14 protein-coding genes are annotated in these 15026 nt (G+C 63.2%); 6 read left to right on the forward strand and 8 right to left on the reverse strand.

Features of this window, described 5'->3' with window-relative positions; translation table 11 throughout:
- Positions 1–55: 55 nt before the first annotated feature.
- Positions 56–487 carry a VOC family protein gene (locus tag AAFO92_RS04840; RefSeq protein ID WP_347533528.1) on the reverse strand — a complete coding sequence of 144 codons (432 nt, stop codon included), beginning with the start codon at positions 485–487 and terminating at the stop codon, positions 56–58.
- A gap of 167 nt (positions 488–654) precedes the next feature.
- Here AAFO92_RS04840 and AAFO92_RS04845 point away from each other — a divergent pair, with 167 nt between their 5' ends.
- Positions 655–1239, forward strand: a complete 585-nt coding sequence (locus AAFO92_RS04845) for an HNH endonuclease (protein WP_347533529.1) — start codon at positions 655–657, stop codon at positions 1237–1239.
- 6 nt (positions 1240–1245) lie between these two features.
- Here the strand turns inward: AAFO92_RS04845 and AAFO92_RS04850 are convergent, their stop codons facing one another.
- Both AAFO92_RS04850 and AAFO92_RS04855 read right to left on the reverse strand, forming a co-directional pair.
- The gene (locus AAFO92_RS04850; RefSeq protein ID WP_347533530.1) at positions 1246–2304 is read right to left on the reverse strand and encodes a hypothetical protein; all 1059 of its coding nucleotides are present in this window, start codon (positions 2302–2304) and stop codon (positions 1246–1248) included.
- Positions 2305–2309: 5 nt separating this feature from the next.
- On the reverse strand, positions 2310–3722 hold the full coding sequence (locus AAFO92_RS04855) for an MBOAT family protein (protein ID WP_347533531.1): 1413 nt from the start codon (positions 3720–3722) through the stop codon (positions 2310–2312).
- A gap of 74 nt (positions 3723–3796) precedes the next feature.
- Between AAFO92_RS04855 and AAFO92_RS04860 the strand changes: the two genes are divergently transcribed.
- On the forward strand, positions 3797–4042 hold the full coding sequence (locus AAFO92_RS04860) for a hypothetical protein (protein WP_347533532.1): 246 nt from the start codon (positions 3797–3799) through the stop codon (positions 4040–4042).
- Positions 4043–4140: 98 nt separating this feature from the next.
- On the opposite strand, the gene AAFO92_RS04865 is transcribed toward AAFO92_RS04860, so the two are convergent.
- The 4 genes from AAFO92_RS04865 to bcp form a co-directional block, all read right to left on the reverse strand.
- A complete protein-coding gene (locus AAFO92_RS04865; RefSeq protein ID WP_347533533.1) occupies positions 4141–4671 on the reverse strand; it encodes a polymer-forming cytoskeletal protein in 531 nt (176 codons plus the stop codon).
- Positions 4661–5983, reverse strand: a complete 1323-nt coding sequence (locus AAFO92_RS04870) for a M23 family metallopeptidase (protein ID WP_347533534.1) — start codon at positions 5981–5983, stop codon at positions 4661–4663. Before AAFO92_RS04870 ends, AAFO92_RS04865 begins: the two co-directional genes overlap by 11 nt.
- A gap of 281 nt (positions 5984–6264) precedes the next feature.
- Entirely contained in the window at positions 6265–7092 is an 828-nt protein-coding gene (locus tag AAFO92_RS04875) for a ferritin-like domain-containing protein (protein ID WP_347533535.1), read from the reverse strand.
- Complete coding sequence (gene bcp, locus AAFO92_RS04880) at positions 7089–7550, reverse strand: thioredoxin-dependent thiol peroxidase (protein WP_347533536.1); 462 nt, start codon at positions 7548–7550, stop codon at positions 7089–7091. Before bcp ends, AAFO92_RS04875 begins: the two co-directional genes overlap by 4 nt.
- A 108-nt stretch (positions 7551–7658) precedes the next feature.
- Here bcp and AAFO92_RS04885 point away from each other — a divergent pair, with 108 nt between their 5' ends.
- The 4 genes from AAFO92_RS04885 (at position 7659) to AAFO92_RS04900 (ending at position 14178) form a co-directional block, all read left to right on the forward strand.
- Positions 7659–11033 (forward strand): AsmA-like C-terminal region-containing protein, encoded by a 3375-nt coding sequence (locus AAFO92_RS04885; RefSeq protein WP_347533537.1) that lies wholly within the window; start codon positions 7659–7661, stop codon positions 11031–11033.
- Positions 11034–11042: 9 nt separating this feature from the next.
- The gene (gene queA / locus AAFO92_RS04890; RefSeq protein ID WP_347533538.1) at positions 11043–12131 is read left to right on the forward strand and encodes a tRNA preQ1(34) S-adenosylmethionine ribosyltransferase-isomerase QueA; all 1089 of its coding nucleotides are present in this window, start codon (positions 11043–11045) and stop codon (positions 12129–12131) included.
- A 66-nt stretch (positions 12132–12197) separates the two neighbouring features.
- Entirely contained in the window at positions 12198–13484 is a 1287-nt protein-coding gene (locus AAFO92_RS04895; protein ID WP_347533539.1) for an MFS transporter, read from the forward strand.
- Between the two features lie 109 nt (positions 13485–13593).
- The gene (locus AAFO92_RS04900) at positions 13594–14178 is read left to right on the forward strand and encodes a DUF924 family protein (RefSeq protein WP_347533540.1); all 585 of its coding nucleotides are present in this window, start codon (positions 13594–13596) and stop codon (positions 14176–14178) included.
- 78 nt (positions 14179–14256) lie between these two features.
- On the opposite strand, the gene AAFO92_RS04905 is transcribed toward AAFO92_RS04900, so the two are convergent.
- Positions 14257–14928 carry a PRC-barrel domain-containing protein gene (locus AAFO92_RS04905; protein ID WP_347533541.1) on the reverse strand — a complete coding sequence of 224 codons (672 nt, stop codon included), beginning with the start codon at positions 14926–14928 and terminating at the stop codon, positions 14257–14259.
- Positions 14929–15026: the final 98 nt, after the last annotated feature.

The following is a 15026-nucleotide window of genomic DNA, read 5'->3' on the forward strand; positions in this document are numbered from 1 at the left end:
TCCTCGGGGCCATGGGCCGCCGTGACAGGTCATGTCCGGGCGGCGGTCTGCGGTGTCATTCCCACAGCCGGGGTTCGGCGATCTCCAGGCTGTTGCCGGCCGGATCGCGGAAATAGATCGACCGCGCGCCGTTGGGCCAGTGGAAATCAGCCTCGATCGGTATTCGGGCCGCGATCAGCCAGTCGTGCCAGGCTGTGATCTCGGCGGCGTCGGCGGCGAAACAGAAATGTCCGGGGCCGTGGGCGCCATGTCCCGGTACCGGCAGTTGCGGGTTGTCCGATCCAATGATGGTGACGGTTGGGTCGAAAATCAGCAGGATCGTGTTGCCGACGCGGTAGAAGATGTGCCGCTCGGCGACGCGGGCCACGGTTTCGAGGCCCAGTATGGTTCCGTAGAAATGCTCGGCGGCGGCCAGATCGTCCACGTAAAGCGCCGCTTCGAGGGCGGCGGAAGGTGCGCGCGGTCGGTGCAGGGGGTCAGATGTCATGGCCTCACTCTATGCGCTAGGGCGGGCCGGTGTCATCCCTTGTGGATAACTGTCACCGAATCCTCACAATCGCTGCGTAGCAATGCATCAACAGGCACGGCTTATCTTGGGGTTGCCAGACCCGAAACACGAGATATAGTGGTCTCAATATCGGTACGGAGCGGTCAATGGACGGTGAATTCAGAACCGAATTTGTAAGGGAACCTGCAGCGCTGAAACAGCATCCGGCGCTGGTCCTGAATGCCGATTACAGGCCTCTATCCTATTACCCCCTGTCGCTGTGGACCTGGCAGGAGGCGGTCAAGGCGGCCTATCTGGACCGGGTGGATATCGTGGCCGAGTATGACCATTGCGTTCGCAGCCCCAGTACGGTGATCCGAATACCGTCGGTGATCGTTCTGAAAGATTACGTAAAACCCCAAAAGCGCGTGGCCTTCACGCGCTTTAATTTATTTCTGCGGGACGAATTCCAATGCCAGTATTGCGGCGCACGCGGGGATCTGACCTTTGACCACGTGGTGCCGCGGGCCGATGGCGGTGTGACCAGCTGGGAAAACGTGGTGGCGGCGTGCAGCCCGTGCAACCTGAAGAAGGGGGCGAAGAGCCTGCGGCGTGCGGGGATGAGCCTGCGCAAGCCGCCGCGCGCGCCGGGGGCGGAGCAGCTGCGCAACCAGGGGCGTAAGTTCCCGCCCAACCACCTGCATGAAAGCTGGCTGGATTTCCTCTACTGGGATGCCGAGCTGCAGGCCTGAGACTGGTCAGTTGCCGCTCCGGGGCGTCAGCGGGCGGCTCAGATACCGCTCGACGATTTCGAACAGCACCACATCATAGGCGCCGGGCCGCAGATGGCTGAGGTCGGGTGCGCCGGCGGCATTGTCGATCACGTCGACCGTTTCGAACGTGGCCGCGAAATATTTCCTGATCTGCGCGGTGAAGGAATCGCCGATAATGAGGATGCGGCCGGCCTTGGGGCCGGCCAGGTCTGGGCGTTTGACCAGGGTGACGGTTTCCGGCGCGCCGTTTTCTTCACCCAGTAGGCCATAGAGATCCCCGCGGAAATCGTCTTTGAGCCGCAGGCGCAGCGCGCCCTGCGGAATGTCGGGCACCGCGATGCCCCGGTCGGTCAGGGCGCGGCGCAGCTCCCGGAAACCGTGGTAGGCCCCGAGGTCGGTCCAGTGGCTGTCGGTCTGGTAATAGACTTTCGTATCGGATTTCGCGGCCAACAGCGCCGGGCGCAGATCGATCAGCGGCAGGCCGCGCGCCCGGGCGAGGCGCTGCACCTCGTCCAGCCGGGTTTCGCCGGCGACGCGGCGGGGATAGGCGCTCAGGTATTCGGGGTAGATGGTGTGCTTGTTGGGGGCGATGGCGGCGATGAAGACCGCGCCGGCGGCCTCGGCCCGGACCTGGATCTGATCCAACCCGTCAAGCCAGGCGCCGGCCTCACCGGCGGCAAAGGGCAGCAGGCCACGGTGCAGGGCCAGCGCGCCGTTCAGCGTGTTGAACAGCCAGCCGTCATCGCCGCGCACCGCCTTGAACGCAGCGGAAGAGCGCAGCACCTTGTCCATCTCGAACCCGATTTGCAGATAGGTGCGGCGCATCCCGAAATGATCGCGCATCCAGGCATTGACGGTATCGGGGAATGCGGCCCAGTCGGCACGCATCCCGGCCAGTGAGGGCGGCGGGGCAAGTCGTCGGTTTTCGGCGCCGGCATCCACCGGGTTCTGCCGCGCCAGGTGCAGCAGGACGGGCAGGGCCACCAGCGCCACGAAGCTCAGCGCGGTCAGAAGGTTCTTGGCCGAGTGCAGGCGATCCGACATGGCGTTCAGAACCTGAAATAGATGAACGGGTTGTAGGAGCCGGTCGCCAGGTCAGCCGCGCAGAGCACCAGCAGCGCCGCGACCCAGGCGGGTTCCAGCAGAACGCGCGGTGCCGGATGCGCAAGCGTCGCCCCCCGGCGGGCGATCCAGGCGGCGGGGCGGCTTTCGGCGATCAGCGGCCAGACCGCGATGACGGCCCCGAGGGGCAGCAGGAAGGCCAACTGCGGAGCATAGATCTGATCCAGCGTCACCCCGCCGGCACCCTGGCCCGTGAGGGCCGCGAAATAGATCAGCGCATCGCCCCAATCCTCGGTGCGGAACGGCACCCAGGCGAGCATGACGACCAGCAGCAGGTAGGCGTGGCGCAAGAGCAGCGGCAGGCCGGTGAGCAGGCGGCCGAGCGGGCTGCGCTCCAGCACCAGGAAGGCGCCGTGCCATGCCCCCCAGATGACAAAGGCCCATTCCGCCCCGTGCCAGAAACCGCAGAGCAGAAAGACAATGCAGAGATTGAGATAGGTGCGCAGAGGCCCGTGGCGGTTGCCGCCCAGCGGGATGTAGAGGTATTCGCGGAACCAGCGCGACAGCGACATGTGCCAGCGGCGCCAGAATTCGGTGACCGAGCGGGACATGTAGGGAAAGTTGAAATTCTCGGGGAAGTCAAAGCCCATCATCCGCCCCAGCCCAAGCGCCATGTTGGAATAGCCTGCGAAATCGAAATAGATCTGCAGCGTATAACAGGCCAGTCCCAGCCAGGCGGCGCCGGGTCCAAGCTGTGCCAGATCGGCGCCGAATGCCGCATCCGCCGTTTGACCGAAGGCGTTGGCCAGCAGGATCTTCTGCGCCAGCCCGCGGGTGAATTGGCGCGCCCCCGAGGCAAAGCGATCGAGGCTGTGCGTACGGCTGGTGATCTGCTCGGCCAGGGTATGAAACCGCACGATCGGCCCGGCGATCAGCTGCGGAAACATCGAGATGAACAGCGCCGTGTCAAGCCAGCGCAGCGGCGCCTCGGCATCGCGGCGGTAGATATCGACCAGAAAGCTGATGGCCTGGAACGTGTAGAAGGAAATGCCAAGCGGCAGGTGCAGATCAAGCGGGGCAATGTCGCTGTCTGTCCCTGCAACCGCGCTCAGCAGCACCTCGGACAGGAAACCGGCATATTTGAACACACCAAGGGCCAGCAGGTTCGCCGCGACCCCAAGCGCCAGTACCGGCAGGGTCCGGTTCTTCGCCAGCAGGCGCGCGATCACATGATTTACACTGATCGACGCCACCAGCAGCAGGATAAAGACCGGCTCGCCCCAGGCGTAGAAAACCAGCGATCCCGCCAGGAACACCAGATTGCGGAACGGCAGCAGGAAATAGAGCGCCAGAAAGACGGGCAGGAAATAGAACAGGAAGGGGATCGAGGCGAATGTCACGTCAGGAGTGCCGCTTGGAACGAGGGGTTCGGGATCGCATGCAATGTCTTACCGGGGCAACACGCCGGAGACAATTGGCCAATCAGATATTTCGCCCGGCGATCTGTGTGGAAGACAAGCGTAATGGTGATTTCGCAGGCTGGTGGCTGTGCCCGAACGACGGGCGTCAGCCCTTCTCTGCCACCCGGATGGCTGATGCGGGAACCGGTTTCTTCGAAGAAACCGGGAGGGAAAATTGCAATTTTCCCATACGGAATTTTCGAAAATTCCGTATCCGCCAATCACAACATCGTCTGCGCCGCAAGCGTTGGGCGCTCTGATAAAACGGGACCCTGGTGACATTCCCCAACCCTGGAGCAGGCAGCAAAAAGGCGCCACTGCGGGGCAGGGCGCCTTCTGGTTTCGGGATCGGCGGGGGTCAGCCCTTTTGCGGTGCGCTCGCGGCGTGCTGTTGTTGCGGCTTCGCGGCCGGGGCACCGGATTTGGCGTTCAGCGGATCATCCTGACGTTGTACGGAACCTTCGAAATGGGCGCCGGATTCGATGGCGATCGTCTTGTGGATGATGTCGCCTTCGACACGCGCGGTCGAGGTCAGGCGGACCTTGAGGCCGCGCACACGGCCCACGATGCGGCCGTTGATGACAACGTCATCGGCGATCACCTCGCCTTTGATCGTGGCGCCTTCGCCGATGGTCAGCAGATGGGCGCGGATGTCACCCTCGACCGTGCCTTCGACCTGAACGTCGCCGGTGGTCTTGATGTTGCCGGTCATGTGCAGATCGGTCGACAGGACAGACGCAGGCGGTTTCGCCTTGGGTGTGCTGGCCTTGTAGTCGCCACCCGATGGGGCTTCGGACTTGAAGGTGTCGGGCTTGCGCTCCGGTGCCGCGGGTTTACTGGCTTCGTCAGCCTTGGCGCCGGGTTCGTTGATTTTGCTCTTAGAAAACATCTCTTGCAGCCTTGATATAGATCATGGGGTTGACGGCCTTGCCGCCGACACGGATTTCGTAGTGTAGATGCGTGCCAGTGGAACGTCCAGTGTTCCCCATAGCAGCAATCTTGTCGCCGCGCGAGACCCTTTGCCCCTTTTTCACGTAGATCTTGGAGTTATGGGCATAACGGGTCTCGATCCCGAACTCGTGCTGGATCTTGACCATCAGGCCATAGCCCGACTGCCAGGTCGCGTGGGTCACGACGCCATCGGCGGTGGCATAGATCGGCGTGCCGTGCGAGGCGGCAAAATCCGTGCCCTTGTGCATCCGGCCCCACCGCATCCCGAAACCCGAGGTAAAGCGGAACGCATCCTTGACCGGAATCGCGAAGGGCGCCTTTTGTGCGGCGATCCGGTAGAGGTTGAGATCATCCATATGCTTCAGCAGCCGGTTCGCGCGTAACGTGTCGGGCGACAGCTCCTCGCCCCGGGTCGAGAATGTCAGCGGCGTCAGTGGCCCGCCCTGGCCCGAATAGCCGCGCCGCACCTGCGCCAGCAGGTTGTCCGTATCCATGCCGGCGGCCCTGAACATCTTGTCCAGCGGTTCAACCGAGATTGTCATCGCCTCTTCCAACTGGCGGAAAATCTGGTCGTTCTTGTCCTTCATCAGCGCGATTTCTTCGGCCATCCGGTCGGCCTCGATCAGCGCATCCTGCGCATCGGCGATGATCTTGTCACGCTCCTGCGCAGTCTCTTCGAGAGCGGCGGTCAGGAAATTCAGCGCGCCGCTGCCATCGTCGTCCAGGGCGCCGTCTTTGGTTTCATTGACCGTTTCATCGCTCATTGCCTCGGCCAGTTGCATCGCCTCCTGGCGGGCGGCTTCGCGCTCTTTCATCGTGCGGCGCAGGGTGGACTGGATCACGTCGATCCCGGTTTCCAGTTCGGTGCGCCGGATCTCCGAGGCGAGCAGCTCGGATTGCATGACAGAGATCTGGGCCAGCGCCGAGTTGAACCGTTCCTGCGCGGCAAGCGCCTCTTCGGCGCGTTTGTCGCGCTCCGACGACAGGGCGTTCAGCCGGGCCTCGTAGGTGCGCTGATCGCGTTTGGCCTGTTCGCGGAAATTGCCCGAGCCGATGCTGTCCATCAGCAGGATCGCCGTGGCGATGATTGCCCAGGATACGATGGCCGTGGCGCCGGCAAAGGCAAGCAGTTGGGATTCGGGGCGGAGGCGGATGAACCTGGTGTCTGTGTCCGAGCGGAGAAAGACCCGGCGTTCCGGGAAATGGCGCTCGAGCAGCGCGTGGAATTTTATCGCGATCCTTGTCCGCAAAGATACCGTCCCTATTTAGTGTCCCAACCCTCTGGCGGCGCGATCCTTGGTAGTCTGTGCGCCTTGGCGAATTGCTTAACCACAGCATTCCGGATGGGCAAGAATTTTGACCGATGCTAGACGATAATTGGGCCGTTTGTTGCCCCGGCGGCAAAATATCGCCGATAAGCAATGAGTTGGGTGCGACACTCTGACCGTACGGCCCCCGTGTTTCGCGGTAAAAGTGCTGGCCGCAACCGACAGTTGTGGCTGTTGCCGTATCGGTGTTCCGTCAGCGTCGGTCAGTCCCTGACGGAAGAAGACGCCGCCAGCGGCCAGTAGAAATCCGGCGGCAACCCGGCCTCGGCGCGCTTCTCTTCGTTGAAGGGCGGTTTGAGCGGGCCGTGAAAATACCGCCGGACCAGATCGTGAAAAGCATCCCTGGGGTCGATGTCATGCCGCCCGCACAGGAAATGAAACCATTTCGAGCCATAGGCGACGTGGCCCACCTCCTCGGCATAGATCACTTTCATCGCGGCCACCGATTTTTCGTCGCCGGCGCGCTCGAATATCTCGATCATGCCCGGCGTCACGTCCAGGCCTCGCGCCTCCAGCACCATTGGCACCACCGCCAGCCGGCCCATGAAATCCTGCGCCGTATCCTCGGCGGCACGCCACATACCCGCATGGGCCGGAAGCGCGCCGTAATGGCTGCCAAGTGCTTCAAGACAGTCGCATATCAGGTTGAAATGTTTCGATTCCTCATCGGCCGCCCGTACCCAGTCGTCGTAATATCCGGGCGGCATTTTGACATCGGCGAAACGCGCGATGATGTCCCAGTGCAGGTCGACGGCGTTCAGCTCGATATGGGCAACGGCGTGCAGAATGGCGATGCGCCCCTTTTCGCTGCCGGGGCGGCGCCGGGGAACATCGCGCGGGTCCAGAAGCGCGGGGCGATCGGGGCGCGCGGGGCGCAGGGGTGGCTGGGCGGTCCCGACGGGAATCTCCGTGCCCGCCTGCCGTGCGGCGAACCAGGTCGCCGCATGGGCGCGCGACAGCGCGGTCTTGGCGCGGCCATCGGCGGTGGTCAGCACCTCCACGGCCATCTCGCTCAGCGTCTCGGCGTTCATAGGTTTTGCGCTGCTTCCAGCACCGCCTCGGCATGGCCGGGCACCTTGACCTTGCGCCAAACCTGCGCGATCCGCCCGTCACCGTCGATCAGGAAGGTCGAGCGTTCGATCCCCATGAATTTCTTGCCGTACATGCTCTTTTCCTTCCAGACGCCGTATTGCGCGCACACATCCGCCTCGGCATCTGACAGAAGCGCCACGCCCAGGGCGTGTTTGTCGCGGAACCTGTCATGCTTGGCGACACTGTCCTTGGAAATGCCCAGCACGGTCACGCCGGCGGCGGCAAAATCATCCGCCAGGCCGGTAAAGGCTATCGCCTCCTTGGTACAGCCCGGCGTATCATCGCGCGGGTAGAAGAACAAAACCACCTTGCCGGGACGGAGCGCCGAAAGGCTGATATCACCGCCCCCATCGCGGGGCAGGGTGAAATCCGGGGCGGTGTCTTGGGGGTCGGGCATGATCTCTCCTTTTGGCGTGCAAAAAAGTGAGTTTCATATTAGGCCGCAAGCGGCAAGAATAAAGCCAAGAGGCAGTAACGTCCGGCAGTGTCCGGTGACCCAGCAAAGATGAGCGACAAGAACGACCAGAATAAACCCAAGGGGCGCAAGCGCCGCCTGCTGGCGCGGCTGGTGCTGGTGTTTGGTGTATTGCTGTTTGTCGGTGGAATCTACGCGTTATCGCTGGTGGGGACGCAGATCGCCGCGCCGGAATGGGTGCGCTCGCGGCTGGTCGAGCGGATCAATGCCCAGCAGTCGGATATCAATGTCGAGGTGGGTGGCGCCGCGTTTGTCATGCAGGAGGGGTGGAAGCCCCGGCTGCTGCTGCGCGACCTGCAGGTGAACGATTCGGGCGGCACGCCATTGCTCAACCTGTCGGACATCGCCGGGACCGTGGCGCTGAGGCCGCTGATTCAGGGGCGGCTGCAACCGGCCTCTATCCAGTTGTCGGGGGCGCGCGTGGTCCTGCGCCGCGCGGCTGACGGCAGTTTTGACTTCTCGCTGGGGGAAACGGGATCGACCGTGGACCGGGCCGCCAACATCGCCGAGTTGATCGACGACCTGGACACGCTGCTGATGCGGCCCAATTTCCAGGCGCTGAGACAGATCAGCGCGGAAAACCTGACCGTGCAATACGAAGATCTGCGGGCGAAGCGGGCCTGGACGGTGGATGGCGGGCGTATCGAGCTGACCCGTGACGACGACGATCTGACCATTCGTGGCGATTTTGCCCTGTTGGGCGGGCGCGACACGGCCACCACGCTTGCGGCGAACTATGCCGGCCGCATCGGCGATACCGCCGCCGAACTCGGGCTGAGCTTCGAGGACATGGCGACGGACGACATTGCCGGGCAATCGCCGGCTCTGTCCTGGCTGGGCGCGCTCGATGCGCCCATCTCGGGCGCGCTCCGGCTTAGCGTCGACGGGCAGGGCGCGCTTGGCCCCCTGAATGCGACGCTTCAGATCGGTGAAGGGGTGCTGCAGCCGACCGATGCCACCGATCCGATCGCGTTTACCTCGGCCCGCAGCTATTTCACCTATGATCCGGCCCGGCAGGTCATGCAGTTCGACGAGCTTTCGGTGATCAGCAACTGGGTCAGCGCCAGCGCGTCGGGTCGGGCCAGCCTGGTGGGCATCGAAAACGGGTTCCCGCGCGAGATCCAGGGGCGGATGCAGCTGACGCAGATCAGTGCCAACCCGAACGGCACCTACCCGGAGCCGATCGAACTGGAAGGGGCCAGTATGGATGTGCGCCTGCAGATCGAGCCGTTCCTGCTGTCGCTTGGCCAGCTGACGCTGACCGATCGGGGCAATACGTTCGTTGCGAGCGGCCGTGCCAGGGCCGCCGCCGCAGGCTGGGACGTTGCGCTGGACGGGCAGCTGGATGCGCTGGCGCCGGACCGGCTGGTAGCGCTCTGGCCGCCCATGCTGGCGCGCGGCACACGGACATGGATCGACGAGAACGTCGCCGAGGCCGATTTGCGCAACATCCAGGTGGCGCTGCGGCTGCATCCCGAGAACGGTCTGGACTATTTCCTGGGGTTCGATTTCGAGGGGCTGACAACCCGGTTCATGAAGAAGCTGCCGCCGATCATCGGGGCGAAGGGCCGTGCCTCGCTGATTGACAACCGGTTCGTCATTACCGCCGACAGTGGTCATGTTGATGCCCCGCAAGGTGGCAGGATCGACGTGTCGGGCACCAGTTTCATCGTCACCGACGTGCGCTCAAACCCTCCGCCGGCGCAGGTGCGGCTGCGCACCTCCAGTACCATAACGGCGGCCCTGTCCCTGCTGGACGAAGAGCCGTTCCGGATCATGACAAAGGCAGAGCAGCCGGTCACGCTGGCCGATGGCCGGGCAGAACTGTCCGGCCTGCTGGAGCTGTTGCTGGCGAAGGGTCTCAAGACCTCCGACGTGTCGTTCGACGTGACCGGGGACCTGACCGCGGTCCGCAGCGAGAAGCTGGCGCAGGGCAGGGTCATCACCTCGAACAGGCTGAGGGTTCGCGCCAATAACGACGATCTCAGGATCGGCGGATCGGGCCAGATCAGCAACGTACCCTTCAGCGGTGAATGGCAGGCGGGACTGGGCAGCGACGGGGACGGTACCAGCCGTTTTACAGGGCAGATCGAGCTTTCGGAACGGTTCGCGGATGCGTTTCGGATCGGCCTGCCGCCCGGCGCCATCTCGGGCGCGGGCCAGGCCGACATCACGATCGAGATGGCGCGCAACACCCCGGGCCGGTTTTCCCTGTCATCCGACCTGGCGGGGGTTGGCCTGGCGCTCAGACAGCTCGACTGGTCTTTGCCGCAGGCAACGACCGGCGCGCTGATCGTGGCCGGGCAACTGGGCACCCCGCCCCGGATCGAAACCGTCAGCCTGGATGCGGGCGGGTTGAGTGCGGAAGGGTCGGTCAACCTTTATGACAGCGGCGCATTGGAGCGGGCCTCGTTTTCGCGGGTCAGGCTGGGGCGCTGGCTGGACGCGCCGGTCGACCTGATCGGACGCGGGGCCGGCGTGGCGCCGGCGGTTCAGGTGCGTGGCGGACGGATCGACATGCGTCATACGACGTTCGGCGAACAGGCCGGGAGGAGCGCAGGCGGCGGGGGACCGGTAACGCTGGCGCTGGACCGCTTGCAGATTTCCGACGGTATCGCGCTGTGGGACATGCGCGCCCAGCTGGACACGTCGCGCGGCACCGATGGCACGTTTACCGGCAAGATCAATGGCGGTGCGCTGATCACTGGCCGGGTCGTGCCGCAGGGGGGGCGCAGCGCCTTTCGCATCCAGTCCGAGAATGCCGGTGCGGTCATGGTTTCCGCGGGGCTGCTGCAGAATGCGCGTGACGGCAAGATGGACCTGGTCCTGACCCCGGCCCCGGAAAAGGGCAGCTATGACGGCCAACTGGGGATTGACGATTTCCGGATTCGGGACATCCCGTCGATGGCGGCGCTTCTGAACGCCGTCAGCGTGATCGGCATCCTTGAACAGCTGCAGAGCGACGGGCTGCATTTCAACCGGGTCGATGCGCGGTTTCACCTCAGTCCGGACCGCGTCGCCCTGATCGAAGGCAGCGCCACGGGGGCGTCACTGGGGATCTCGATGGATGGGTATTATTACATGGCCAGCAAGCAGATGGATATGCAGGGGGTGTTTTCACCGGTCTATCTGGTCAATGCGCTTGGCGGCATCTTCACCCGCCGGGGCGAGGGGTTGTTTGGCTTTACCTACACGATCAAGGGGCCGGCGGCGCAGCCGAGGGTGTCGGTCAATCCGTTATCCGCGCTGACGCCCGGCATGTTCCGGGAGCTTTTTCGGCGCGATCCGCCACGGATCGAACGTGACGAGGCGCCGCCGGTTGCAGGGCAGGAGGCCAACCCGGCTATCACGCCGGAGCGCGCGCCCCCAAGGAACCAACCCGGCGACAGCGGCCGCGATCGTTAGGATCAATCCATGAAGCTCAGCGATTTCGATTTCGACCTGCCAGAGAGCCTGATCGCCACACGCCCGGTCAGACCCCGCAGTGCCGCGCGCCTGCTGGTGGCCGAGGGTGAGGGGATCACCGATGCCCATGTGGGTGATCTGCCGGGCTGGCTCAGGCCCGGTGACCGGCTCGTGCTGAACGACACCAAGGTGATCCCTGCGCGACTCAGCGGGTTGCGCCACCGCTCGGGCGAGGCCGGAAAGACCGCCGCGCGGATCGAGGCGACGCTGCTGGAACCCGGTAGCGACGGCAGCTGGAGCGCGCTGGTCAAACCGCTGAAGAAAATCCGCGAGGGCGAGGTGATCGTCTTTTCAGAGTCGCTTTCGGCGGAACTTGTCGGCAGGCGGAACGGGCAGGCGCTGCTGCACTTCAATCTGACGGGGGATGATTTCGACGCGGCGCTGGCCGAGGCCGGCGCCATGCCGCTGCCGCCCTATATCGCGGCCAGGCGGGCGGCGGATGAGCAGGACAAGACCGATTACCAGACCGTCTTTGCGCGCAATTCGGGCGCCGTGGCCGCGCCCACGGCATCGCTGCATTTCGATCAGCCATTGCTGCACGCGCTGCGCCGCAGGGGCGTCGCGTTTTCGCATGTCACCCTGCATGTCGGGGCGGGCACCTTCCTGCCGGTGAAGGTGGAGGATGTGACCACCCACAAGATGCATGCCGAATGGGGGCAGGTCAGTGCGCAGGCGGCGGACGAGATCGCAGCAACCCGCGCTGCCGGGAACCGGGTGATCCCGGTGGGCACCACCGCGCTGCGCCTGATCGAAAGCGCCGCCGCAGCCACCGGGCAGATCGCCCCGTGGGAGGGTGAGACTGACATTTTCATTTATCCGGGGTTCGGGTTCCGGGTCACGGATGCCTTGATGACAAATTTCCACTTGCCGCGGTCTACGCTGATGATGCTGGTCTCGGCGCTGATGGGGCAGGATGTCATCCGGCAGGTTTACGCCCATGCCGTGGCGCGCGAGTACCGGTTTTTTTCCTATGGCGACGCTTCGTTATTGATCCCGGAACAAAACACTGTCACGGGGGCGAAAAGCGACACGGACTGAGTCGTTCCCGGTAGGTGATAGGATAGCGCCGATGACTAGGATGATTGGGAAATCAGGAGCTTTTTCATGATAAAGGTGCTGTCCAGCGCTTGGGCCCTTCTGTTTGGCATGATGTTGTTGCAGGTGGGCAATGGCCTTCAGGGCACGTTGCTTGGCGTCCGGGGCGAGATCGAGGGGTTTTCGACCTTTTCGATGTCGCTGGTCATGTCAGGCTATTTCGCGGGCTTTCTCTTTGGTTCCAAGATGGCGCCGGAACTGATTCACCGCGTGGGCCATGTTCGGGTGTTCGCGGCGCTCGGATCGTTGATCTCGGCGGTGCTGATCCTCTACCCTGCGATGACCAACCCCTGGGTCTGGATGCTGGGGCGCATCCTGATCGGGTTCTGTTTCTCGGGTGTTTACGTGACGGCGGAAAGCTGGCTCAACAACTCTTCGTCGAATGAAACCCGTGGCCAGGCGCTGTCGCTTTACATGATCATGCAGATGCTGGGGATCGTGTCGGCGCAGGGCATCATGGTGATGGCGGATGCCTCGGGCTACGTTCTGTTCATCATCGCCTCGGTTTGCGTGTCCGTGTCCTTTGCGCCGATCCTGCTGTCGGTCAGCCCGACACCGGCCTATGACACGACCAAACCCATGAGCCTGCGTGAGATCATGCGCATTTCCCCGCTGGGCTGTGTCGGGATGTTGCTGCTGGGCGGGGTGTTTTCGGCCCAGTTCGGCATGGCCGCGGTCTATGGCGCAGAGGCCGGGTTGAGCGTTGGCCAGATTTCGACCTTTGTGGCCACGTTCTATATCGGCGCGCTGGTGGTGCAGTATCCGCTTGGTTATCTGTCCGACCGGATGGACCGGCGGGTGTTGATCATGGGGGCGGCGTTGGTGACCGGGGCCGGGGCGTTCATCGCCATGGTGCTGGGCGGCTATTTCTCGATGCTGTTGCTGGGCGCGTTCCTGATCGGGGGCACATCGAACCCGCTCTATTCGCTGCTGATCGCCTATACCAACGATTTCCTTGAACAGGATGACATGGCCGCCGCGGCCGGCGGGATGGTGTTCATCAACGGGCTGGGCGCGGTCGCGGGGCCGCTCGTCACCGCGTGGATGATGGGCGCCATCGGCGCGCACGGGTATTTCCTGTTCATCGGGCTGTTGATGTTCACCATGGCCGCCTATGCGGCATATCGGATGACACAGCGCGCCGCGCCATCTGTCGAGGATACCGACAGCTATACCTGGGTCGCGCCCTCTGCCTCGCCGATGGCGGTGGCCTTTGCCCAGGAATATGACATCGAGGCGGCCGAGGCCGAGGCAGAAGCGGAGGCCGCGTCCGGGGCAGATCGACCAGAGGCATAAGTGTAACACTCACCTCCATATGTCGCCCCGTAGCATTTCTTTACTACCCGGTTTGGTAACAGTTAGGTAACGTAAAAACGTAAATCATAGGACACCCAAGGAGACACCTATGGTCACCCCGGACGACGTATTGAGTTTTTGGTTGGATGATGTGGGACCGGCGGGTTGGTACGAAACCTCACCCGAACTGGACCAGAAAATCCGGGACCGTTTCGAAGAAGCCTGGCACGAGGCACGCGAAGGCCGCTATGGTCTTTGGCTGACATATCCCTCTGGAACGCTGGCCTATATCATTCTCATGGATCAGTTTCCCCGGAACATGTTCCGCGATGATGAACGCGCCTTTGCCACCGACCGCCATGCTTCGGCGGCGGCCAAGGCGGCGATTCACCGCAAATGGGACATGCGGATCGACGAACCGGCACGGCAGTTCTTTTACCTGCCGATGATGCATTCGGAAAACCTCTGCGATCAGGATCGCTGCATCCGGCTGATCTGCGAGCGGATGCCCAAGACCGGCCCCGGAAACCTGTTGCATGCCCGCGCGCATCGTGAGGTTATCCGCATGTTCGGCCGCTTCCCGTATCGGAACGAGGCATTGGACCGCGAATGCACCGCAGCCGAGCGCGCCTATATCGACGAGGGCGGCTATGGCATGACGGTGCGCGACCTGCAGGCGGATGACGCCGCCTGACCGGCGGTTCCGGTTCCGCCAGCAACGCAAAAACGGCGACCTTTCGGCCGCCGTTCCTGGTCTGCTAAAACCTGTCGGTTAGTTCGAGGTGCCTTGTTCGGCCTGTTCCTGGGCCTCTTGAAGCTGTTCAAGCTGCAGTCGCTCGCGCGCGGTCACAAATTCTTCGGCCGCCTCCAGCTCCTCGGCTGTCGTGTCCAGATACAATCTCGGGTTCGCGCCTTCGTTTGATTGTAGCTCGATCGCGGACAGTTCGATGGCAACTTTCTTTTCCCCCATCCCCAGGAAACCGCCAACGCCGATCACGACACCCTCGACCTGGCCGTCGAACGTGACGATAATGTCGTTGATGTCACCGATCGACTCGTCGTTCATGTTATAGACGGTCGAACCGATCAGATCGGCCGCGAGAACGGTGTTCTCACCCTGCATCATGATCGTTCCGTCGACATCGCCGGCAGGCTCTGCCTTGACCGTGGCAGAATCGCCCTCCACGGCAACTTCGCCCTCCATGGTGGTTTCGGCTTCCTTGTTGGTGTCACCTTCCACGGCAGCTTCACCTTCCATGGTGGTTTCGGTCTCGATGTTGGCGCCGCCTTCCGCGGTGGTTTCCGCCTCTGCGTTGGCGTCAGACTGTGCCGTGGCACTGCCTTCGACGCTCGTTTCCTCGCTGGTGGCATAGGCTGTCATCGGCGCCACGAGCAATGCGGCGACAAGTGCCAGCGAACTTACAGTGTCTTTGTAACGGGTCATGGTTTTCTCCTTCTGTCTATATTCGAGAAGCGCCGTTTCATCACTGGAAAGGCGTTCTCGATCATGAGGAGGGAACGCGGCGGCCAAGGGGAGGTTCC

The sequence above is a fragment of the Roseovarius sp. CAU 1744 genome (assembly GCF_039839345.1).
Lineage (GTDB): Bacteria > Pseudomonadota > Alphaproteobacteria > Rhodobacterales > Rhodobacteraceae > Roseovarius.

Excerpts from the sequence above, each read along its gene's own strand:
- bcp (WP_347533536.1), bottom strand. The coding sequence starts at position 7,550 with ATGCCCGACCCCCAAGACACCGCCCCGGATTTCACCCTGCCCCGCGAT.
- AAFO92_RS04840 (WP_347533528.1), bottom strand. The coding sequence starts at position 487 with ATGACATCTGACCCCCTGCACCGACCGCGCGCACCTTCCGCCGCCCTC.
- queA (WP_347533538.1), top strand. The coding sequence starts at position 11,043 with ATGAAGCTCAGCGATTTCGATTTCGACCTGCCAGAGAGCCTGATCGCC.
- AAFO92_RS04885 (WP_347533537.1), top strand. The coding sequence starts at position 7,659 with ATGAGCGACAAGAACGACCAGAATAAACCCAAGGGGCGCAAGCGCCGC.
- AAFO92_RS04850 (WP_347533530.1), bottom strand. The coding sequence starts at position 2,304 with ATGTCGGATCGCCTGCACTCGGCCAAGAACCTTCTGACCGCGCTGAGC.
- AAFO92_RS04875 (WP_347533535.1), bottom strand. The coding sequence starts at position 7,092 with ATGAACGCCGAGACGCTGAGCGAGATGGCCGTGGAGGTGCTGACCACC.
- AAFO92_RS04905 (WP_347533541.1), bottom strand. The coding sequence starts at position 14,928 with ATGACCCGTTACAAAGACACTGTAAGTTCGCTGGCACTTGTCGCCGCA.
- AAFO92_RS04845 (WP_347533529.1), top strand. The coding sequence starts at position 655 with ATGGACGGTGAATTCAGAACCGAATTTGTAAGGGAACCTGCAGCGCTG.
- AAFO92_RS04865 (WP_347533533.1), bottom strand. The coding sequence starts at position 4,671 with ATGTTTTCTAAGAGCAAAATCAACGAACCCGGCGCCAAGGCTGACGAA.
- AAFO92_RS04895 (WP_347533539.1), top strand. The coding sequence starts at position 12,198 with ATGATAAAGGTGCTGTCCAGCGCTTGGGCCCTTCTGTTTGGCATGATG.
- AAFO92_RS04900 (WP_347533540.1), top strand. The coding sequence starts at position 13,594 with ATGGTCACCCCGGACGACGTATTGAGTTTTTGGTTGGATGATGTGGGA.